Annotated in this window: 22 protein-coding genes; 9 read left to right on the plus strand and 13 right to left on the minus strand. The window is 72.5% G+C overall.

What is annotated here, in order from left to right:
• Positions 1-4 precede the first annotated feature (4 nt).
• Positions 5-442 (plus strand): Fur family transcriptional regulator, encoded by a 438-nt coding sequence (locus tag RM609_RS25160; protein ID WP_311613829.1) that lies wholly within the window; start codon positions 5-7, stop codon positions 440-442.
• A 10-nt stretch (positions 443-452) separates the two neighbouring features.
• A complete protein-coding gene (ygfZ, locus tag RM609_RS25165) occupies positions 453-1,433 on the plus strand; it encodes a CAF17-like 4Fe-4S cluster assembly/insertion protein YgfZ (protein WP_311613830.1) in 981 nt (326 codons plus the stop codon).
• 287 nt (positions 1,434-1,720) lie between these two features.
• On the opposite strand, the gene RM609_RS25170 is transcribed toward ygfZ, so the two are convergent.
• Positions 1,721-2,947, minus strand: a complete 1,227-nt coding sequence (locus RM609_RS25170; protein ID WP_438828527.1) for an MFS transporter — start codon at positions 2,945-2,947, stop codon at positions 1,721-1,723.
• Positions 2,948-3,047: 100 nt separating this feature from the next.
• Here RM609_RS25170 and RM609_RS25175 point away from each other — a divergent pair, with 100 nt between their 5' ends.
• Entirely contained in the window at positions 3,048-3,425 is a 378-nt protein-coding gene (locus RM609_RS25175) for an ArsR/SmtB family transcription factor (protein WP_311613831.1), read from the plus strand.
• Between the two features lie 77 nt (positions 3,426-3,502).
• On the opposite strand, the gene RM609_RS25180 is transcribed toward RM609_RS25175, so the two are convergent.
• Positions 3,503-6,697 (minus strand): ATP-binding protein, encoded by a 3,195-nt coding sequence (locus RM609_RS25180; RefSeq protein WP_438828528.1) that lies wholly within the window; start codon positions 6,695-6,697, stop codon positions 3,503-3,505.
• Between the two features lie 60 nt (positions 6,698-6,757).
• Between RM609_RS25180 and RM609_RS25185 the strand changes: the two genes are divergently transcribed.
• Positions 6,758-7,567 carry an SDR family NAD(P)-dependent oxidoreductase gene (locus RM609_RS25185; protein WP_311613832.1) on the plus strand — a complete coding sequence of 270 codons (810 nt, stop codon included), beginning with the start codon at positions 6,758-6,760 and terminating at the stop codon, positions 7,565-7,567.
• A 48-nt stretch (positions 7,568-7,615) separates the two neighbouring features.
• Here the strand turns inward: RM609_RS25185 and RM609_RS25190 are convergent, their stop codons facing one another.
• The 4 genes from RM609_RS25190 to RM609_RS25205 form a co-directional block, all read right to left on the minus strand.
• Positions 7,616-8,209, minus strand: a complete 594-nt coding sequence (locus RM609_RS25190) for an NADPH-dependent FMN reductase (RefSeq protein ID WP_311613833.1) — start codon at positions 8,207-8,209, stop codon at positions 7,616-7,618.
• A 156-nt stretch (positions 8,210-8,365) separates the two neighbouring features.
• Positions 8,366-9,622 (minus strand): GNAT family N-acetyltransferase, encoded by a 1,257-nt coding sequence (locus tag RM609_RS25195; RefSeq protein ID WP_311613834.1) that lies wholly within the window; start codon positions 9,620-9,622, stop codon positions 8,366-8,368.
• A gap of 159 nt (positions 9,623-9,781) precedes the next feature.
• Positions 9,782-10,771: an asparaginase gene (locus RM609_RS25200; RefSeq protein ID WP_311613835.1), complete on the minus strand. Its 990-nt coding sequence runs from the start codon at positions 10,769-10,771 to the stop codon at positions 9,782-9,784.
• A gap of 75 nt (positions 10,772-10,846) precedes the next feature.
• A complete protein-coding gene (locus tag RM609_RS25205) occupies positions 10,847-11,512 on the minus strand; it encodes an RsiG family protein (RefSeq protein WP_311613836.1) in 666 nt (221 codons plus the stop codon).
• 157 nt (positions 11,513-11,669) lie between these two features.
• On the opposite strand from RM609_RS25205, the gene dtd reads away from it, so the two are divergent.
• Complete coding sequence (dtd, locus tag RM609_RS25210; protein ID WP_311613837.1) at positions 11,670-12,095, plus strand: D-aminoacyl-tRNA deacylase; 426 nt, start codon at positions 11,670-11,672, stop codon at positions 12,093-12,095.
• Positions 12,096-12,120: 25 nt separating this feature from the next.
• On the opposite strand, the gene RM609_RS25215 is transcribed toward dtd, so the two are convergent.
• From RM609_RS25215 to RM609_RS25245, 7 genes are all read right to left on the minus strand, one after another.
• Complete coding sequence (locus RM609_RS25215) at positions 12,121-12,780, minus strand: ScbR family autoregulator-binding transcription factor (RefSeq protein WP_311613838.1); 660 nt, start codon at positions 12,778-12,780, stop codon at positions 12,121-12,123.
• Between the two features lie 66 nt (positions 12,781-12,846).
• Positions 12,847-13,629: a GNAT family N-acetyltransferase gene (locus tag RM609_RS25220; protein ID WP_311613839.1), complete on the minus strand. Its 783-nt coding sequence runs from the start codon at positions 13,627-13,629 to the stop codon at positions 12,847-12,849.
• 60 nt (positions 13,630-13,689) lie between these two features.
• On the minus strand, positions 13,690-14,100 hold the full coding sequence (locus RM609_RS25225) for a VOC family protein (protein ID WP_311613840.1): 411 nt from the start codon (positions 14,098-14,100) through the stop codon (positions 13,690-13,692).
• Positions 14,101-14,171: 71 nt separating this feature from the next.
• Positions 14,172-14,573: a helix-turn-helix domain-containing protein gene (locus tag RM609_RS25230; RefSeq protein ID WP_311613841.1), complete on the minus strand. Its 402-nt coding sequence runs from the start codon at positions 14,571-14,573 to the stop codon at positions 14,172-14,174.
• 30 nt (positions 14,574-14,603) lie between these two features.
• On the minus strand, positions 14,604-15,479 hold the full coding sequence (locus RM609_RS25235) for a putative protein N(5)-glutamine methyltransferase (RefSeq protein WP_311613842.1): 876 nt from the start codon (positions 15,477-15,479) through the stop codon (positions 14,604-14,606).
• 220 nt (positions 15,480-15,699) lie between these two features.
• Entirely contained in the window at positions 15,700-15,933 is a 234-nt protein-coding gene (locus RM609_RS25240) for a hypothetical protein (RefSeq protein WP_311613843.1), read from the minus strand.
• A gap of 117 nt (positions 15,934-16,050) precedes the next feature.
• A complete protein-coding gene (locus RM609_RS25245) occupies positions 16,051-17,205 on the minus strand; it encodes an erythromycin esterase family protein (protein ID WP_311613844.1) in 1,155 nt (384 codons plus the stop codon).
• 202 nt (positions 17,206-17,407) lie between these two features.
• On the opposite strand from RM609_RS25245, the gene RM609_RS25250 reads away from it, so the two are divergent.
• From RM609_RS25250 to RM609_RS25265, 4 genes are all read left to right on the plus strand, one after another.
• Positions 17,408-18,352: a YwqG family protein gene (locus tag RM609_RS25250; RefSeq protein WP_311613845.1), complete on the plus strand. Its 945-nt coding sequence runs from the start codon at positions 17,408-17,410 to the stop codon at positions 18,350-18,352.
• A gap of 129 nt (positions 18,353-18,481) precedes the next feature.
• On the plus strand, positions 18,482-18,919 hold the full coding sequence (locus RM609_RS25255) for a helix-turn-helix domain-containing protein (RefSeq protein WP_311613846.1): 438 nt from the start codon (positions 18,482-18,484) through the stop codon (positions 18,917-18,919).
• A 73-nt stretch (positions 18,920-18,992) separates the two neighbouring features.
• The gene (locus RM609_RS25260) at positions 18,993-19,598 is read left to right on the plus strand and encodes a hypothetical protein (protein WP_311613847.1); all 606 of its coding nucleotides are present in this window, start codon (positions 18,993-18,995) and stop codon (positions 19,596-19,598) included.
• A gap of 102 nt (positions 19,599-19,700) precedes the next feature.
• Positions 19,701-20,042: a DUF2516 family protein gene (locus tag RM609_RS25265; protein WP_311613848.1), complete on the plus strand. Its 342-nt coding sequence runs from the start codon at positions 19,701-19,703 to the stop codon at positions 20,040-20,042.
• Positions 20,043-20,074 lie beyond the last annotated feature (32 nt).

The following is a 20,074-nucleotide window of genomic DNA, read 5'->3' on the forward strand; positions in this document are numbered from 1 at the left end:
GAGCGTGGTGGACACCGACTGGCAGAGCGACCTCCGTAAGCGCGGCTACCGGCTGACCCCGCAGCGCCAGCTCGTCCTGGAAGCCGTGGACCGGCTCGAACACGCGACGCCGGACGACATCCTCACCGAGGTCCGCAGGACCGCGGGCGGGGTGAACATCTCGACGGTCTACCGGACGCTGGAGCTGCTGGAGGAGCTGGGGCTGGTCAGCCATGCCCATCTCGGGCACGGGGCGCCGACCTACCACCTCGCCGACCGGCACGACCACATACACCTCGTGTGCCGGGACTGCACCGGTGTCGTCGAGGCCGACCTGGCGGTCGCGGCGGACTTCACCGCGAAGCTCCGCGAGACCTTCGGCTTCGAGACGGACATGAAGCACTTCGCGATCTTCGGCCGGTGCGCCGACTGCTCCTCGAAGGCGCCGGACGCCGCGCCGTAGGCTTGGCCTCATGCTGCGTCAATCGAAGAGCCCGTTGCTGTCGCTGCCCGGCGCCGTCCCCGCCGAGGGGCCCGACGAAGGGGTCGCCGCGCACTACGGCGACCTGTTCCGCGAACAGCGCGCGCTCGCCGGCGGAACCGGTTTCGTGGACCTCTCGCACCGGGACGTCCTGACCGTCACCGGCTCCGACCGGCTGAGCTGGCTGCACCTGCTCGTCACCCAGCACGTGAGCGAGCTCCCGGCGGGGCAGGCCACGGAGGCCCTGATCCTCTCCCCGCACGGCCACATCGAGCACGCCCTGTATCTGGTCGACGACGGTGAGACGACCTGGATCCACGTGGAGCCCGGCACGCGGGAGGCGCTCATCGCCTACCTGGAGAGCATGAAGTTCTTCTACCGGGTCGAGGTCGCCGACCGGACGGACGACATCGCGATGGTCCACCTGCCGGCCGGCTCGATCGCGGAGACGCCCGAGGGCGTCGTGGCCCGCGAGACGTCCCACGGCCGGGACGTCTTCCTGCCGCGCGCGGACCTGCCGGCCTTCGCCGCCGCGCACGGCCCGGCGGCGGGCGTCCTCGCCTACGAGGCCCTGCGCGTCGAGGCCCACCGCCCGCGGCTCGGCCTGGAGACCGACCACCGGACGATCCCCCACGAGCTGGGCCTCATCGGCGTGGCCGTCCACCTCCAGAAGGGCTGCTACCGAGGCCAGGAGACGGTGGCCCGCGTCCACAACCTGGGGAAGCCGCCGCGCCGCCTGGTCTTCCTCCACCTCGACGGCAGCGAAGTCTCCCTCCCGGCCCACGGCGCCCCCGTCCGCCTGGCCTCCGACGGCCCCGAGGGCCGCCAGCTCGGCTTCATCACGACCTCGGCACGCCACTACGAACAGGGCCCGATCGCCCTGGCCCTGGTGAAGCGGAACGTCCCGGTGGACGCGGCACTGCTGGTGGGCGATGCGACGGCGGCGGCGCAGGAGGTCGTGGTCGAGCCCTGACGCCGTGCGGCTGGGCTTTGGCGGGGGTGGATGAGCCCCCACGTGTCTCCTGGGGGCGAGCCCCGGGGCCCGCTCGTGCTCGCGGCCTGCTGGGCGGGGACCAGGCGGGCACGGCCCGGGCGGGCGGGCGCGGGGCCCGACGGCCGCCCGAGGGCTCAGGGCTTGGTGGGCACGAGGCCTGGGCCGCAGCCCCCGGAGGGGGCAAGGGGCGGGGGCCGGGGCGGCAACCCCGGGAAGAGGGGAAAGGGCGGGTCTGGGGAATGCCCCCTCGCGGGCACCCCGCAACCTCACCGCACCGCACGCCCCCCGGCCACAACCACCCCACCCCCCACCGCCAAAACCGCAAGCACCACCGCGAACGTCGTCGCCCCGCCCGTCAGTCCAACCCCATCGCTCAAGTAGCCCGCCGCGACCGGCAGAGCGCCCGCCGGGAGGTAACCGCCCACGTTCAGGGCGGCGTTCGCCTCGGCGAGGCGGTCGCCGGGGACGGTGGAGTTCAGCAGGGAGAGACCGCCGAGCTGGCCCATGCCCTGACCCGCGCCGACAAGGATCGCGGCGGCGGCCAGGAGGACGACGGACGACGTCCACACGGCGGCCACGAGAGCCACCATGCCCGCCACGACACTCCCCGCCCCGCCCAGCAGAATCACCCGCACCCGCAGCCCCTTCACCGCGAACTGCACCCCCGTGGCGGCGAGGAACATCACGAAGGCCATCGCACCCGCGACCACACGGCTGGTGGTGCCCAGCAGACCGGACAACAGCGACGGGCCGAGCGAGAGCACGAAGGATGTCGACGTGATGCCGGGGGCGAACACCGCGATCCCGAGGAGCAGCTGACGCCCGTTGCCCCGCGGCACCTTGGGCAGCCGGATCCAGGCACCCTCACCCAAAGCGGACGGCCGCCGGGACACCGGCATCCGCAGCACGGTCACGAACGCCACGACGAGCAGCGCGATCTCGACCAGGAAGACGGTCACCGTCGGGCCCGGCAGCGTCTCGGAGAGCACACCGGCCAGCAGCGGCCCCAGGCCCGCGCCGAGCACCATCGCGCAGGACGCCAGTAGCGCGCCGAGTCGCTTGCGGTCGGGGCCGGCGATGTCCGTCACCGCCGCCATGCCCGCGGAGACCACCGCGCCGACCGCGACACCCGTGAGCAGACGGGCCAGCATCAGCGCGACCACCGACGTGGCCGTGGCGAAGATCCCGCAGGCCAGCACCGCCAGCCCCAGCGCCGGGAGCAGCACCGGCTTGCGGCCGACCCGGTCGGAGACCACGCCCGACACCAGCAACGAGCCGATGAGGCCCACGATGTAGCAGGCGAAGACGACGGTCATCGTGCCCTTGGAGAAGCCGATGTCGCGTTGCCACAGCCCGTACAGCGGTGTCGCCGCGTTGGAGAGGACGAAAACCGCTGTGACCGGCCAGGCCGCCAGCCAGATCCACCAGGCCGGAGCGACGGCTGGCGCCGCAACCGCCGCCGCTTCCACGGGCGCAGGACGAGTGATGGTCACAGGGGTCCCCCTTGGCGAGCTCCAGTACGAGTCGAGTCGAACTTAGCATGCAGTACGATCAGACTCGTACAAGAAAACGGCACGCTGCGAGGGAGCGGTCATGACGTCAACAGCCGGAACCGGCACGGTCATCAAGGTCCTGCCCACCCCCGACGGCCTGCCGGAGCCCCTCCCGGAGCCCGCAGCCCACGAGATCCGCCTGGAGGCGGTCATGGGCGCGCTCAGCGACCCCCTGCGAATGGGGATCGTCCGTAAACTCCTCCTGGAGTCCGAGCAGTTCGACCACCCGTGCGGCTGGTTCGGGCTGGACCGCCCCAAGTCCTCACTCACCCACCACTTCAAGGCCCTGCGCGAGGCGGGCGTCACGCGTCAGCGGCAGTACGGGCTGGAGCGCCGCAGCCACGTCCGCGTCGACGACCTCAACGCCCGCTTCCCCGGCCTGCTCGCCCTGGTCGCCGCCTGGACGCCCACGCCCTGAGCCCGGAACTGGGAGCGGTGCCCTCCGGCCCCTAGGCCGTACGAGGCGCAGGCCCGCCCACCCCCAGCCCGTACGGCCTACCCGCCCCCCAGCGGCATCCGCGGCATCACCCGCGCCCCCAGCACCGCCAGCCCCAGCCGGGTGCCCCGGTCGAAGGCGGCCGCGAACGCTTCCTCGCCCAGGGCCGCCCGCGCGCCCGCCGTGACGCGGTCGACGTCGCCGCGTTCGGCGGGCGGCAGGGGGGCGCCCGCCGAGGCGCGGGCGCTCGCGGCGGCGCCCAGGAGGAGCGCGGCCAGCCCGGGGTCGCCGCCGAGCGCGGCGGCGCCGGAGAGGCCCTCCAGGGGGAGGGCCATCGCGCGCGGGTCGCCGATCAGCCGGGCGATGTCGAGCGCCTCCCGGTGCAGCAGCCACGCCGCGACCGCGTCGCCGCGCAGCTCGGCGACGAAGCCCAGTTCGTCGAGGACCAGCGGATTGCCCGGCTCCGCCGACACCGCGTCGTACCAGTCCCGGATCTTCAGCAGAATCGTTTCCGCAGTGGCGAGGTCCCCCTCCCGCCGGGCCGAGAGCGCCTGGCCCAGCTCGGCGTGGATCTCGCCGAACTTGAAGCCCTGGGCCACGGCCGTCCGCCGGGCCCTCTCGTGCAGCGCCCGGGCCGCGCCCGGGGAGCCGGTCAGCAGGGCGACCCGGCCGAGGTGGGAGAGCAGGAGGGAGACCTCGGTGGCCAGGTCCAGGTCCTCCGCGATGATCAGCGCGTCGTTCAGCAGCCGTTCGGCCCGTGCGTAGTCCCCGCCGATCTCGGCCAGGGTCGCCAGCGGGGCCACGCTCTGGAGCTGGCCCCACCGGTCGCCGAGCTCCCGGAAGAGGGCCGCGCTGGCCTCGCCGTCGCGCCGGACGGCGGCCAGCTCGCCGCGGATCATCGCGTGCGTGGCGCGCAGGGCGAGGGCGGCCGCGATGCCCCAGCGGTCGTCGTGCTCCCGGAAGCCCGTCAGCGCCAGCTCCGTCTGTTTCTCGCTGGCGGCCAGGTCACCGGTGTTGAACAGGGCGTACGCCAGGAACCAGCGGGCCCTGGACCGGACGCCCGGCCCGTCCAGCCCCTCGTACGGCGGCGGTTCGGCCCGGTGGCCCGAGAGCAGCGCGAAGCCGCTGTGCACGGCGCGGATCTCGCCGGACTCGCCGGTCGACAGGGCCGCCGCCGCCCGGCGGCGCGCCTCGCCCAGCCGGCCGCGCAGCAGCCAGTACCAGGCCAGGGAGCCCACCAGCCGGCGGGCCTCGTCCGCCGCGCCCTCGCGCACGGCCGTGTCGAGCGCGGCGCGCATGTTGCCGCTCTCGGCGTCCAGCCGGCCCAGCCACTCGCGCTGATCGGCGCCGTGGAGATACGGGCGGGCGCGCTCGGCGAGGTCGGCGTAGTAGCGCAGGTGCCGCCGGCGCACGCACGTCTCGTCCGCGACCTCGCGCAGCCGCTCGGTGGCGTAGGCGGCGACGGACTCCAGCAGCCGGTAGCGGGGACCCCGGTCGTCGTCGGTCACCAGGACCAGGGACCGGTCGACGAGCCGGGCCAGCAGGCCCAGTACGTCCCCGCGCTCGACGCCCTCGCCCGCGCAGACGGCCTCGGCGGCCGCCAGCGTGCAGCCGTCGGTGTGGGCGGCCAGTCGCCGCAGGACGGTCCGTTCGGGGACGGTCAGCAGCCCCCAGCTCCAGTCGATGACGTCCCGCAGCGTCTGCTGCCGCCGCGGCGCGCCCCGTCGACGGCCCGTCAGGATGCCGAAGCGGTCGTCCAGTCGTGAGGCGAGTTCGCGCACGCCCAGCGCCCGGACGCGGGTGGCGGCGAGTTCCAGGGCGAGCGGGAGCCCGTCCAGGCGGCGGCAGATGACGTCGACGGCGTCCTTGCTGCGGTCGTCCAGGACGAAGCCGGGGGCGGCGGCGGCCGCGCGGACCGTAAAGAGCCGTACCGCGTCGGCCTGCGGCAGCGGTTCGACGGAGCGCACCGTCTCGGCGGGCAGGCCCAGCGGTTCCTGGCTGGTGGCCAGGACGCGCAGGCCGGGCGCGGCCCGCAGCAGCCGGTCGGTGAGCTCGGCGGCGGCCTCGATGACCTGCTCGCAGTTGTCGAGGATCAGCAGGGCCCGCCGGTCGCGCAGCCGCTGGGCGAGGCGTTCCACGGCCGACAGCGGCGCGGGCGCGCCGTGCGGCGCCCCGTCGTCGCGTACGCCCATGACCCCGGCGATCACTTCGGCCAGGGAGTCGGCGTCGCCGTGCTGCCCGGCCAGCTCCGCCAGCCACACCTCGTCGAGGCGGCCGCCCGCGAGCCGGCCCGCGGCCTCGACCGCGAGGACGGTCTTGCCGACGCCGCCCGGCCCGGTGAGCGTCACCAGGCGTCCGGTGCGGAGCAGGGTGGTGACCTCCGCCATGGCGTCCTCGCGGCCGATGAGTTCGGTGAGGGGGGCGGGGAGGTTGGTGCGGACGGCCGCCGGGCCGGACGGCAGGGCGGGGGCCCGGCCGGTGAGTTCCGGGGCCTGGGTGAGGATCGCCTGGTGGAGGGCGGTGAGCTCCGGTCCCGGGTCCAGGCCCAGTTCGCGGGCGAGCCGTTCGCGCAGCCCGGCGTAGGAGGCCAGGGCCTCGCTCTGCCGTCCGGCCCGGTACAGGGCGCGCATCTGGACCGCGCGCAGCCGTTCGCGCAGCGGGTGGCGGGCGACGAGCGCGGTGAGCTCCCCGGCGAGACGGCCGTGTTCGTCCAGTTCGAGCCGGGCCTCGGCCTGTTCCTCCAGCGCGGTCAGCCGGAGTTCCTCCAGGCGCAGGGCGGCCGCGCGGACGTACGCAGCGTCGGCGAAGTCGGCGTAGGCGGGCCCGCGCCACAGGCCCAGCGCCTCGGTGAGCAGCGCGGCGCGCTCGCGGGGGGCGGTGACGGCCCGGGCGCGGGCGACGAGGGCCTGGAAGCGGTCGGCGTCGGTGTCGCCGGTGTCCAGGTGGAGCCGGTAGCCGGGCGGGGTGTGGACGACGCGTTCGCGGCCGACTGCCCGGCGCAGCTGGGAGACCTTGCCCTGGAGGGCGTTGGCGGGGTTGCCGGGGGGCACGCCGCCCCACAGGTCGTCGACGAGCCGGTCGGTGGGGACCGGCCGGCCTTCGTGCACCAGAAGGTCCGTCAGCAGCGCGCGGACCTTCGCCTCGCGCACCGTGACCGCATCCCCTGCCTCGTCCCACACCGTCAGTGGACCGAGCACCCCGAACCGCATGCCGATGACCGTAACCCAGCGCGCCGCTCCCGGCCGGGCAGACATGACCGTGGACCGTCAGTCCTTCCGCAGCGGGGCGTCAGTGGGACACGAAAGAGTACGGTCATGGCGATTTCCATCGAATCCACGGACGCGTTCACCGACAGGCCTCGCTACGACGGTAGGAAGGCCGTCATCACCGGGGGAACCATGGGCATGGGTCTGGCCATCGCCAGACGCCTCGTCGCAGGCGGGGCGGAGGTGTTATTGACCGGCTTGAACGACAGAAACCTGCTCAGAGCGCAGGAGGAGCTCGGCGCCCACGCCCATGTCGTCCGTTCCGACACCACCAGCATCGACGACATCGCCGCGCTGGGCGCGATGGCCGAGGAAGTCCTCGGCCATGTCGACTACCTCTTCGTCAACGCCGGGGTCTCGGAGCTCGGCCCGGTCACGGAGGTCACCGAGGAGTCCTACGACCGGCAGTTCGGGGTCAACGCGAAGGGGGCGTTCTTCACGGCGCAGCGGATGATCCCGCTGTTACGCGAGGGCGGGGCGATCGTGTTCACCACGAGCGTCGCGGACTCCCTGGGGGCGCCGGGCATGGGCGTCTACTCCGGGTCGAAGGCCGCCGTGTGGGCGTTCGCGCAGGTGCTGGCGGCCGAGCTGGTCGGGCAGGGCATCCGGGTCAACGCCGTGTGCCCGGGCTTCATCGACACCCCCACCATGGGCATCGCCGACATGTCCGACGAGGAGCGGCTGCACTTCAGGGAGCTGGGCGACGCCGCCACGCCGATGGGGCGGCACGGCTCGGCCGACGAGGTGGCGCGGGCGGCGCTGTTCCTGGCCACGGAGGCGACGTTCACCACCGGGGTGAAGCTGCCGGTGGACGGCGGGCTGGCGCAGAGCGTCGTCGTGTTCCCCCCGGCCGGTTAGCGCCGGCCGGTCGGCGCCGACCGGCCGGCCCCGGCCGGGAACGCGGGCTCACGCGCCGTACGGACGGACCGCGCGGGCCTCGCGCAGGGAGACGGCCCACCAGGAGAGCTGATCCAGCATCACCTTCGCGGCACCGGCGGCCAGCTCGCCCGCCTCCTCGTCCAGGTGGCGGCCGGAGGCGTCCAGCTTGCCCCAGGGGCTGTGGAAGCTAACGGTCTCGCGGATGGTGACGGCGTGCAGTTCGGCGAAGACCGGGCGCAGGTGCTCGACCGCGCGCAGACCGCCGGAGAGGCCGCCGTAGGAGACAAAGGCGACGGGTTTGGCCTGCCACTGGGTGTAGTGCCAGTCGATGAGGTTCTTCAGGGACGCCGGGTAGCTGTGGTTGTACTCGGGCGTGATGACGACGAAGGCGTCGGCCGCCGCCAGCCGCGGGGTCACGGCGGCCAGCGCGGCGGCGTCCTCGGGGCCGGGGTCCCTGGACAGGCTGACGGGAAGCGGGTGTTCGGCGAGATCGATGACGTCGACGTCGATGTCGTCGCGCCGTGCGGTCTGGTCGGCGAGCCACTCGGCGACGGTCGGGCCGAAGCGGCCCTCACGGGTCGACGCGACGACGACGGCGAGGCGGTACGGGGTCTCGGACATGACGGGTCCTCTTCTCGGCGCTTCAGGCGCTTCACTGGGCTGTATCGGTGCGGGCCGGTGGCGGCCGCTGGGAAGAAGCCTCTTACCTCAACCACGATTGAGGTCAAGCGCGGATTTCCGGGCACCCGCGGAGCGCCCGAGCGGGAGCGGGTGGGCTCAGAAGACGTCCGGGCACCACGGCCGCCGGGCCGTGCGCAGCATCAGCTCGGCGCGCGCCGCCGCGCCCGGCCGCTCCTCTGCGACCCGGCCCAGCGCGGCCAGCCGTACGACGGACTCGTCGCCCAGGTACAGGGCGCCCAGATCGCGCGCGGCGAGGGCGAGGTCGGCCGGGCGCGCGGTGGCCGCGCAGCGGGCGGCGCCGTCCGGCCCCGCCTCCAGCAGGAAGCGCCCGCCCGCGTAGCCGTCCAGGTCGGCGACCTCGACGACCAGCGCGCCGGGCTGGGCGTACGTCCGGGCCTCCAGCAGGGCGGGCACGTCCAGCGGGCGCAGCCACAGGAGGTCGGCGTGCGTGGTGACCTTGGCCGCGCGCGGGTCGGGCAGCAGCAGCGGGAGCAGGTCGTCGGGAGCGCGGAAGCCGGAGCGGACGGTGGTGATCCAGTCGACCGACAGCAGGAAGTGCCACAGGGCGCGTTCGGCCTCGGTGCTCACCGCGATCAGGTCGAGCACGGAGGCCGTGCCGTGGGGGCGCTTGGCCTCCCAGACGTCCTCGGCGGTGTAGGCGAGGAGACCCTCGACATCGCCGTCGGGGGCGCGGTACAGGACGTAGAACGGCTCGGTCCACGGCCGGCCGGCCGGGCGGAGATCGCCCGTGGCCCGCCGCCACCAGCGCTCGTCGCGGTCGATGAAGCCGGGCCGTGCGGCGCGCAGCCGCTCGTGGAGGGCGGGGCCGAGCTCGCGCACCGTGCCGGGGTCCACGAAGTCGACGCGCCCGCCGTCCGTGGGCCCCGCGTAGCGGCGGTCCAGGCCCGCGGCGGCCACGTCCACCTCCCACTCGGTGGTCCAGGTGGCGGGGCCGAAGCCATACCTGCCGTAGATGAGCCACTCGGCGCTGATCAGCGTGGCCGCCGCCTCGCCGCGCTCCTTGGCCGCCCGCAGGTCGTTCGCCATCATCCGGCCGAGGAGCCCGCGCCGGCGGTGCGTGGGCGAGACGGTCACGTTGGAGACGGCACTGGTCGCCACGGACGCCCCGCCCGGCACGGTGAGCCGCTGTGCGAAGGTGCGGAAGGTGGCCACGCAGCGCCCGTCGTCGAAGGCCCCCTGGGTGCGGTCGAGGTCCATCCCCGCGCGACGTATCTCGATCTCCTCCTTGGATGCCACGGGGGGCTGGAGGAAACCTGTGTGCAGGGCGCGCGACCAGGCCGGGACGTCGTCGTCGCCGATCGTGCGGACTTCGATGCCGGTGCTCGGGTTCATGCGAGCACGCTAGGGGCGGGCCCGTCCGGGCCGCACGCGATTTCCTACGACCGTCAATGATCCGGAACAGGACCTGCCCAGGTGGAAGGGACCGCTCAGCGGGCGCGCGCCAGGAACCGGCGGCGCGCACCCGAGTCGGCGCGCCCGTCGCGACGCGCGTCAGAACGCGGCGCGGATCTCCCCCACCCGCTGCGCGCCGCCCAGCAGCGGCGCCTCGGCGATCCGGGCGAGGACGGGCGAGTCGACGCCCAGCAGCGCGAGAGCGCGGGCCAGCACGGGCCCCATGGCGCGCGCCGCCCCGTCGTCGATCTTGAAGGCCAGCGCCCGGCCGTCCGGCAGGGCCAGGGCCTGCACGGCCTCGGCGCCCATCTTCGACAGCGCGCCCGGCACCTCGCGCATGATCCAGGTGTCGGGACGGCGGGTGCCCGCGACGTACTCGGGGTGGGCGCGCATCGCGTCGGCCACCGCGCGCTCCGGCGTGCCCGGCGCGGCCAGCACGAAGGAGCGGAACGCCCGGGCCAGACCGGTCAGGGAGAGCGCCATCAGGGGCGCGCCGCAGCCGTCCGTGCCCATGTGGTGCACGGGCTCGCCGGTCACCGCCTCCACGACGTCGAGGACGAGGCGCTGGAGGGGGTGGGCGGGGTCGAGGTAGGTCTCGGTGGGCCAGCCGTTGGCCGCACAAGCGGCGATCATGGCCGCGTGCTTGCCGGAGCAGTTCATGGTGACCTTGTGGCGGGCCAGGCCCGAGGCCAGGTACGCCTCCGCCTCGACCGGGTCCAGCGGCAGGTCGGGCGGGGTCTGGAGGTCCTCCTCGGAGAGGCCGAACTCGCCGAGCATCGTCCGCGCCAGCTCCAGGTGAAACGATTCTCCGGAGTGGCTCGCCGCCGCCAGCGCCAGCCGCTCCCCGGAGAGCTCCAGCCCGGCGCGCAGCACGGCGGCCGCCTGCATCGGCTTGTTGGCGGAGCGCGGATAGACCGGGGCCGTGGGGTCGCCGAGCGCGAGCTCGACACTGCCGTCGGCGGCCAGCAGCACCAGCGAGCCGCGGTGCACGCCCTCGACGAAGCCGGAGCGGACGACCTCGGCGAGGACCGGGGACAGCCGGGATATGCCGGGCGACGCCGTGGTGGCGTCAAGGGTCGAGGAGGTCATCGTCGGCCTTCCGGGGGGTGGGGATGGTGGTGCGGGGGCCGCCCGGTGGTCCGTGGTGTCAGAGGTTCGACACGATCACGAGAGCAGGTCGTCCACTTGCGCTTCCCCTTCACGGTACCTGCGTGCGATCTCGGCACTGCAATCGTCCGTGGTCCGCTGCAATCCCTGACGGCGCAGGGAGACCTGCCGCTCGTACGCCACCAGCCGGCCCATACCGGCCCGTAGCTCCCCGTCCGTACGGGCGCCCAGGTCGGACAGCTCGACCTCCGACAGCATGTCCTCGGCCAGCCGCCGGTACTCCTCGCTGTGCGGGGTGCCCAGCGTCACATGCCGGGCCGAGGAACGGTGGGTGGACGGGCCGTCCGCCAGGATCTCCGAGAGCCGCTCCACCAGCAGCCGCTCCACCAGCGGGGACCCCGGCGTCGCCCGGCGCGCCAGCTCCGCCCGCAGGATGTCGATACGGCCCTGGAGCAGCCGCCGCACATAGCTGAGATCCGCCTCGTCCTGCCGGGCGTCCCGCCGCATCGCCCGCAGCTCGGCCATCCGCAGCTCGTTCAGCCGCCGCCCGGGGACGTCCGCCTGCCGCCCGGTGCGCTGGCTAGGGGGTCTGGCCTGCAAGCTGTCCACTGCCGTCAGGTCCTTCAAGTCCTTGAGCCGCTTGAGCTCTTCGAGGTCCGTGAGGCCCTGGGTGAGGCCTTCCGCGAGGCCTTCCGTGAAGCCCTCCGTGAGGTCCTTCGTCATGCGGTTCCGTCCCCTCGGGCGGCGGTGCGCGGCCGGATCACCTTGCCGATGCCCGCGAGGAGCACCGCCTTGCACGCATCGTGCCATTCGGTGCGCCCGGTGCGCAGGGCCTCTCCGCCCGAACGGACCTGAATGGGCGCAGGGCATCATGGTCCGTATGCGTGCTGTGGTGCAGAGGGTGGACGGGGCGAGCGTCGCCGTGGACGGCCGGGTGGTCGGCGAGATCGTCGGCGAGGGCCTGTGCGTGCTGGTCGGGGTGACGCACGACGACACGCCGGAGCGCTGCGCGCAGCTGGCGCGGAAGCTGTGGAGCCTGCGGATCCTTCAGGACGAGAAGTCCTGTTCGGATGTGGGGGCACCGCTGCTGGTGATCTCGCAGTTCACCCTCTACGGTGACGCCCGCAAGGGTCGCCGCCCCACGTGGAACGCGGCGGCCCCGGGCCCGGTCGCGGAGCCGCTCGTCGACGAGGTGGTCGCGCAGCTGCGGGCGCTCGGGGCGCGGGTGGAGACGGGGGTGTTCGGGGCGGACATGAAGGTGTCGCTGACGAACAACGGACCGTTCACGGTGCTGCTGGAGATCTGAGGGACCCGCTTTCGTCCCGCGGGCGCTACGCGCGGAGCGCGAAGAACATCAGCCCGCCCACCTCGCGCCACCGCTCCACGATGTCGGCCCGGTGCTCCAGCACGTCCGAGATGTGCTGCATGCCGAAGAAGCCCGCGACGAGCGAGCGCGCGGCCGCCGCCGGGTCGACGCCCTCGCGCAGCCGGCCCTCGTCGCGCGCGGCCGTCAGCAGCCCGGTGAGCAGCTCGGTCCAGTCGACGTAGGGCGTGGGGAGCGTGGCGTCGATCTCCGGGCGTTCGAGCTGGAGCCGGGCGCCCGCCTGGACGACGACGTCGTCGCGGAAGGCGACGGCCGCCCGGTCGAGCATCTCCGCGGCGGTGTCCAGCGGGGACAGGCCCTGCTCCCGGATCTCCTCCAGCAGTTCGGGCCAGCGGGCGTAGTGCTGCTCGACGACGGCGACGGCGAGCGACTCCTTGGACGGGTAGTGGAAGTACACCGCGCCCTTGGTCATCTCCACCCGGTCCGCCACGTCATTGACGGACGTGTGCCGGAAGCCGCGCGCGGCGAAGAGCTCGGCGGCCGCGCGCAGGACGAGGGCCTTGGTGCGGATCGACCGGTCCTGCTTGGGGGCGGGCCCCCGGGCGCAGTCGATCCTCCGCGGCGGGAACGCGGTCGTCGAGGCGCACTCAGCCGATTCGTTCACCATGGGCATCAATATACCTTCTGGCAGGTATATTTCTGCCTTCAGGGCTGCGGCCGGAGCCGCAGGTTCTCACGGCACATGGACATACGGCGTGGTCGTCCCCAGCCCCACGAACCCCAGCCGCTCCAGGATCGGCCGGCTCATCGCCGACGCGTCGACGTGCAGATGGCGGTATCCCCGCTCGGCAGCCAGCCGCGCCCGGTGGTGGACGAGCGCACGGTAGATGCCCCGCCCCCGCCACTCCGGCGCGGTGCCGCCGCCCCACAGGCTCACGAAGGACGTCCCGGGGTGGAGTTCCATCCGCGCCGCGCTCACCGGAACGTCCCCGGCCATGGCGACGACCGCGAGCGGAACGTCCGAGTCCAGCTGGTCGAGGAGAAGCTTCCGGTGCTGCTCCCGGGCCTCGCCGAACGCCCGCTCCTGGGCGGCCACCGCGAGGTCGACGCCGGCCGCGTCGGTGACGGGAAGCAGCCGGATCCCCTCCGGGGGCCCGGAGCCGGCCGGCAGGTCCGCGATGGCGGCGACCATCACCGTCTCCGTGGGCTCGGCCACGAAACCGGCCGCCCGCAGCCGCTGCGGCAGGTCGGCAGGCAGATCGTGCCCATAGAGCTTCCACTCGAACTCGCGGCCGAGGAAGGCGAAGTACGCCACCTGTTCCGCGATGGCGGCGTCCGCCGTGGCCTCGTCGAGGTCCGACCAGACGACGCCGTTCCAGCCGTCGGTGTCCGCGCCGACGTGCCGGACGACCTCGCCGACGCGCTCGACTCGGGCGCCGGGCCCGTCGGCCCGCACGCCCTCCCGCATCTCGCGGTCGAAGAGCGGCAGAAGCGCCGCCACTGTGTCCTTGTCCATCCGCACACCCCAGCACCAAGCGGAGCGCGGGGCAACGGAATTAGAAGGATCCGCGATCCGTCAGACCTTCGGCTGGGTGAAGCGGATGCGGTTGCCGAACGGGTCGCGCAGGCCGCAGTCGATCCCGTACGGGCGCTCGGTCGGCGCCTCGGTGAACTCGATGCCCTTGGCCAGCAGCGTCTCGTACGTCTTGTGGCAGTCCGGCGTGGTGAGGATGAGCCAGCCGGCCATCGCGCCCTTGGTGACCAGATCGCGCACCTGCGCCGCCGTCTCGTCGGACATCATCGGCCCGCCCGGCTGCTCCAGCAGGATCTGGCGGCCGGCGTCACCGGGGACGCCGACGGTCAGCCAGCGCATAAAGCCCAGCGGGATGTCGGCGGTGACCTCCAGGCCCAGCTTGCCGACGTAGAAGTCGAGGGCCTCGTCCTGGTCGAGGACGTAAATCTGCGAGTGCGTGATGGCGTTGAACATGAGGACAACGCTATTCGGCCACCCGCCCGAAAACTTATCCAAAACTGCTCTCTACGAACTTCTACGAGCCTCTACGAGCCGGGCCGCGTCCAGGCCATCGCGAAGCACGTGGGCACATGCTGCGCGACGGCCTGCTTGCGGTACTCCCGGGGCGACATGCCGACGATGTCCCGGAACGTCCTGCTGAACGTCCCCGGGCTGCCGAAGCCGACCTCGAAGCAGATGTCCGTGACGCTGCGCCCGCTCTCGCGCAGCAGGAACATCGCCCGCTCGACGCGGCGCCGCTGGAGATAGCGGTGCGGGGTCTCCCCGAACGTGGCCCGGAAGGTCCGGCTGAAATGCGCCTCGGAGACATGGGCGATACGGGCGAGGGCGGGGACGTCCAGCGGCTCCGCGTAGGCGCGGTCCATGGCGTCCCGCGCCCTCAGCATCCGGCGGTTGGTGTCCTCGACGGCACGGTTCACACCGCTCATCCCACCATATGGCGGGCGCGGAAACGCAGGTCAGCGCTGTGGGAACGGCCCTATGCCGGTCCTGCGCGTCCCTATGACGACGGTGGCGCCCAGTTCCTCGCAGCGGACGACCTCCGGGACCAGCCCGCCCCGCGCGAAGGTCCGGGCCGTACGGGACGCCTGCCGCTCGCTCGTCTCCATCAGCAGATGCCCGCCGGGCGCCAGCCAGCGCGCGGCCCCGGCGGCGACGCGGCGCTGGACGTCGAGCCCGTCCGGACCTCCGTCCAGCGCCACCCGCGCCTCGTGGACCCGCGCCTCGGCGGGCAGCAGCCCGATGGCTTCGGTGGGGACGTAGGGGGCGTTGGCGAGCAGGACGTCGACGCGGCCGCGGAGCGCGACGGGCAGCGGCGCGTAGAGGTCGCCCTCCAGGACCCGCCCGCCGCACGCGGCCACATTGCGGCGCGCGCACCGCACGGCGGCGCGGTCGATGTCGGCGGCGTACAGCTCGACGCCCGTCCCCCCGCCGGCCTCCCCCACCCCGGCCTCCCCCACCCCGGCCACCAGCGCCGCGCCCAGCGCGCCGGACCCGCAGCACAGGTCCACGGCGATCACGTCCGGGCCACGGTCCAGGGCGCGGGCGACGGCCTGCCGGACGAGGAATTCGGTGCGGCGGCGCGGTACGAAGACACCGGGGTCGACGGCGATCCGCAGTCCGCAGAACTCGGCCCAGCCGACGACGTGTTCGAGCGGATGCCCGGCCGCCCGCCGGTCCACCATGGCCCGGAGCTCGTCCGGCGTGGCCGCCGCGGAGAGGATCAGATCCGCCTCGTCCTCGGCGAAGACACAACCAGCGGCGCGCAGCGAGGAGATGACGGTGTTACGAAAGGAATGCAGCAGAGCCGCGGAAGCGGCGAAAGAAACCGACACGGGAGCCTTTCGGGATACGAAGGGCGCCCTCCCGGTCCAGCTAGACCGGCGCGACCGAGGCGTCGCGGGACGAGAGCACCCGACCTGACACAGCGTTGATCGGTCTCACCTCCTTCGGCCCGGGCCTGTTCAAGACCCGTATGACACCGGCTCGAACCGGCCGGGGGCGGCAAGATTACCGCACGCCCACGCCCGGCTCCCCGCCTCGGACCGGCGACGGTCAGGCCCCTATGCGGTAGCCGTCGTACTTGCCGCCGACGCAGGCCAGGTAGATGTAGCGGAAGACGATCTGGCCGCCACCCGCGACGCACTCCTTCGGGCTCACCGTGGGAATGCCGGACACCGCCGCGGGAGCGGCGGGCGTGGCGGCCGAGGCGGTGCCGGCACCGGCGAGGCCGAGGCCCATGGTGAGGGCGGATCCCAGTAACGCGAGAGAAACCAGACGACGTCTCACCGTTCTGCTCCATTCGTGATGGTGGCGAATGAAGCGAACATAGCGACGAATTGGGGCGGTTGGCCATACACAGACAGTGACTTGCGACTGAGACTTGTAACCGAGGCTTGGGGACGCTCACGGCAACCATCGCACCGGGGACACCTGGCGGATGTGGACGAGCGCATCGAACGCGTCGGCAAGGCGGGCGACGGCGATATGTTCGACGGCATCACGGGACGGGGTGTAGACCCCGCTGATGACGCGGGCCTTCGCGGGGCCGTCCCATCGGCGGCGAACGGCGTCGGAACGCAGGTCCAGCCAGTGGGCGGCGGCATCCACCTCGCCCAGCCTCGCGTCGATCAGATCCCCGGCCGGCTCCTGGACGACGGCGACACCGACGTCCCCGTGATGGAAACCGATGGCCACGGAGACATACCGCGTGCCGAATCGATCGCGCAGCAGGCTGCCGGCGCTCGCTTGCGGACCGCGCTCGGGCGCCGACCCCATGGTCACGGCGGCCGCCGACGTGTGAGCGATCCCGTCCCAGTAGACCACTCGCCGGCCCGTCCGACGCTGGTGGTCACTGATGGCATCGGCACACACGACAGCGTCGCCCGCGTAGTTGCCGCTCCCCGCGACACTGCGTTCGTGGAAGTCCGCGATCAGACGCATGCGCGCCACGATGCCGTCGGCCTGGTCGACACCGGGCAACGACCGGACGAGCGCGAGCGCATCGCGGGCGTGGTCGGCGAACAGGCGCCCCGGGTGCGTCCCCCGAGCGCGCTGCACGTGCTCGTCGACGCGGTGAGCGGTCCGGATCGGCTCCAGATGGGACGCCGCCTCCGCCCACCGTTCCGGGGCCGATTCACGCACGTGATCCAGGACGGCGTCGTAGTCCTCGGACCGCGCCTGTACGGGTTTCACACCGAAGATCCGGACGGGGTCGTGCGGGTGGTCCTGGTTGAACGCCCGTATCCACTCCAGCGCCGCGGCCATCTCGGCGGTGCGCCAGGGGCGCCAGGCGCCGTCGAGGACGGACTCGGCCGAACCCCCGCCGCCGTGCACGTACCTGTCGAGGCCGGCGGCGGCGCCGGCGCTGTCCTGCACGGCCAGCGCCCGGAACCCGTGGTGCCGGACGAGCCGACGGAAGAGCTGCTCCCGCACCCCGAAGGTCTCCCGGGAGAATCGAGTGGACTCCCCGATGCCGACGACCGTCGCACCGGCGGCGATCCTCTCGGCAAGCTCATCGAGCGTGGCATCGGGCAGCGGAGCGGCGGTGTCACTGTTCATGCCACCAGGCTCTTACCTAAAGCATGGTTGAGGTCAACGGGCCCAAGCGGTGCGCCCGGTCACATGACTGACGGACGGTGACCGGACTGACGCACGGTGACTTGTGACTTAGCGCTTCAGTTGGTCAGTTGAGCGTTGCCTGGTGTCAGCTGTACGCGGATCGGTGCGCCCGTTGTCAGAGGCTGCTGGCAGCATCGCCGCTATGAACGTCATCCGTACCACCCCGCCGCGGCCGGTCGACGTCACCGCGGTATTTCCTCAATTGGCTCCGCTGGCACGTCCGGCGATCCGGTTGCATCCCCGCCCCGGGGCCCCGTCACCGCACGACAGTTCGGTCGGCGGGCCGCTGCTATGGCCCGCCGACGAGCCGTGGCCGCACTGCCACGAGTCACACAACCAGATGGACGACCTGTACGAGGCGTACGAGGTGCGCGCGAGCGAGGACTACGAGTGGCACGACGGTCCAAACCCCATGGTGCCCATGGCCCAGCTATACGTGCGCGACATACCCCTGCTACGACCGCCCGGAGAGGCCGACCTGCTCCAGGTGCTGTGGTGTCCCTTCGAACACGAGCCGGACTACAAGCCTCCGACCGCACTGTTCTGGCGATCCTCCGCCGCAGTCACCGGCACCCTCGGCACCCCGCCCGGCCCCTTCGCCGTGGAGTACGACGGCTATATACCGCGGCCGTGCGTGCTCACGCCGGAGCAGATCACCGAGTACCCCAACTCCACGGATCTGAGCAAGGAGCTACAGCAGCAGCTGAGAGACTGGAGCAACTGGCAGGCAGCCGGATCCGCTGTGGACAGCTCCTGGGCCCCCTACCCGGATTCGTTCTATGGGAGCGAGCTGTCCGTCGCCCCGGGATGGAAGGTCGGTGGCTGGCCCGGGTGGGGCCTCACCGATCCGATCGCCCGCTTCTGCACCGCCTGTGGCGCCAAGATGGCCCCGTTGCTGACGATCGCCTCGTGCGAATGGGACAGCAGCAACATGGGTTGGGTCCCGTACGAGGACCAAGCGCTCGGCTCCCTCGACGACTCTTGCGTGGCGAACCCACCCAAGGTCAAGGTTTCCAGGACCAATCGCCTGCAGCTCTATGTCTGCCCGGAGTACCCGGATCATCCGCACACCGACCTGATCCAGTGAGCCGATGAACGCTCAACCGGCTGACTCAACCGCTCACTGGCCAAATGAAGTGCCCAGTCACATGACTGGCGGAAAACTATTGCAAACATCCGCTTGCAATAGTTAGCAAGCTGCGGCAGCATCGGCTGCATGGCATCACTCAACGTCGGCAATCTCGGCGAGTACCTCCGCGAGCAGCGGCGCACCGCGCAGCTGACGCTGCGGCAGCTCGCGGATGCCGCCGGAGTGTCCAACCCGTACCTCAGCCAGATCGAGCGCGGCCTGCGCAAGCCGAGCGCCGAGATCCTCCAGCAGCTGGCCAAGGCGCTGCGGATCTCCGCCGAGACGCTGTACGTGCAGGCCGGGATCCTCGACCAGCGGGACCGGGAGGAGGCGGAGGTCCGCAGCGTGATCCTCGCCGACCCCTCGATCACCGAGCAGCAGAAGCAGGTGCTGCTCCAGATCTACGAGTCCTTCCGCAAGGAGAACGCCCTCACGACGCCCGAGCAGGCCGGTCCGAGCGGGACCGGCGGCGCGGGCGGGACGAGCGGCACGGGCAAGACGGACGACGACCAGAGCAATTCTTAAAAGGCTTAAGAGCCTTAAGAGTTTTAAGAACCTCAAGAGCAACCCTTCGAGCCGATCCGGGAGACCCTTCGCCATGGCCCTCACTCAGGACATCCGCAAGACGGCTACCGACACCCTCTACGCCACCGCCGGCATCGCCGACCTCGCGGCGGAGAAGGCGGGGCAGCTCGTCGCCGAGGCCCCCGGCCGCTTCGAGCAGCTGCGCAACACCGACCCCAAGGAGCTCGGCGGGCGGGTGAAGGAGCAGGCCAAGCAGGTCCAGACCCAGGTGACCACCAAGGTCACCGAGTTCGTCGGGACCGTCGACACCGACGCCAAGAAGCTCGGCCAGAAGGCCCAGGACCTGGCGCTCCAGGGCGTCGGGCAGGTCCTCACGGTGGCGGCCAAGGGCGGCGAGCAGTTCGAGAAGCTGGCCACGCGCGGGCGCGAGGCCGTGAAGACCTGGCGCGGCGAGGCCGCCGAGGGGTTCTCCGAGATCGCCGTCGCCGTGGAGCCGGGCAGCGCGGAGAGCAACGGCGGCGCCAAGGCCGACCAGCCCGCCGAGGGCTCCTCGGAGCCCTCCGCCACCGACGCCACGGACGGCTCGGACGACGCGTCCAAGCCCGCCGCCCGCCGGACCGCCGCCCGCAAGCCCGCCGGCACGAAGAAGGCGGACGCCAAGGCCGGTGAGGACGCCTAGCCCGCAGCACGCGGCAGAGAGCGAAACGATCCGGGCACACACCACGTGCCCGGATCGTTCTCCGGGTACGGTGGGCAACGGACGCACTGAGAGGTGAGCGGCATGCTGGTGGAAGGCTTCGGCGAGGTCCTGTACTGGGTGTCGATCGGCCTGCTCGTCTTCACGGTCGTCGCCTTCGTCGACGCGGCCGTCCGCCGGGAGGACGCCTACCGGGCCGCGGACAAGCAGTCCAAGGGCTTCTGGCTGATCATCCTCGGTATCGCGGTCGCCGTGAACCTCTTCTTCGGCATCCTGAACTTCCTGCCGATCCTCGGCCTGATCGCCACGATCGTCTACATGGTCGACGTGCGCCCCGCCCTGCGGGGGGCTTCCGGCCGCGGCGGCCCGCGCCGCCGGGGCTCCAGCTCGGACGGCCCGTACGGCCCGTACAACGGCGGCCGCTGACCTTTCCGGCCGCTGCCCCCTCTTCCCCGGCC

Source organism: Streptomyces hesseae (assembly GCF_031845785.1).
In the GTDB taxonomy this organism is placed as follows: Bacteria; Actinomycetota; Actinomycetes; order Streptomycetales; family Streptomycetaceae; genus Streptomyces; species Streptomyces hesseae.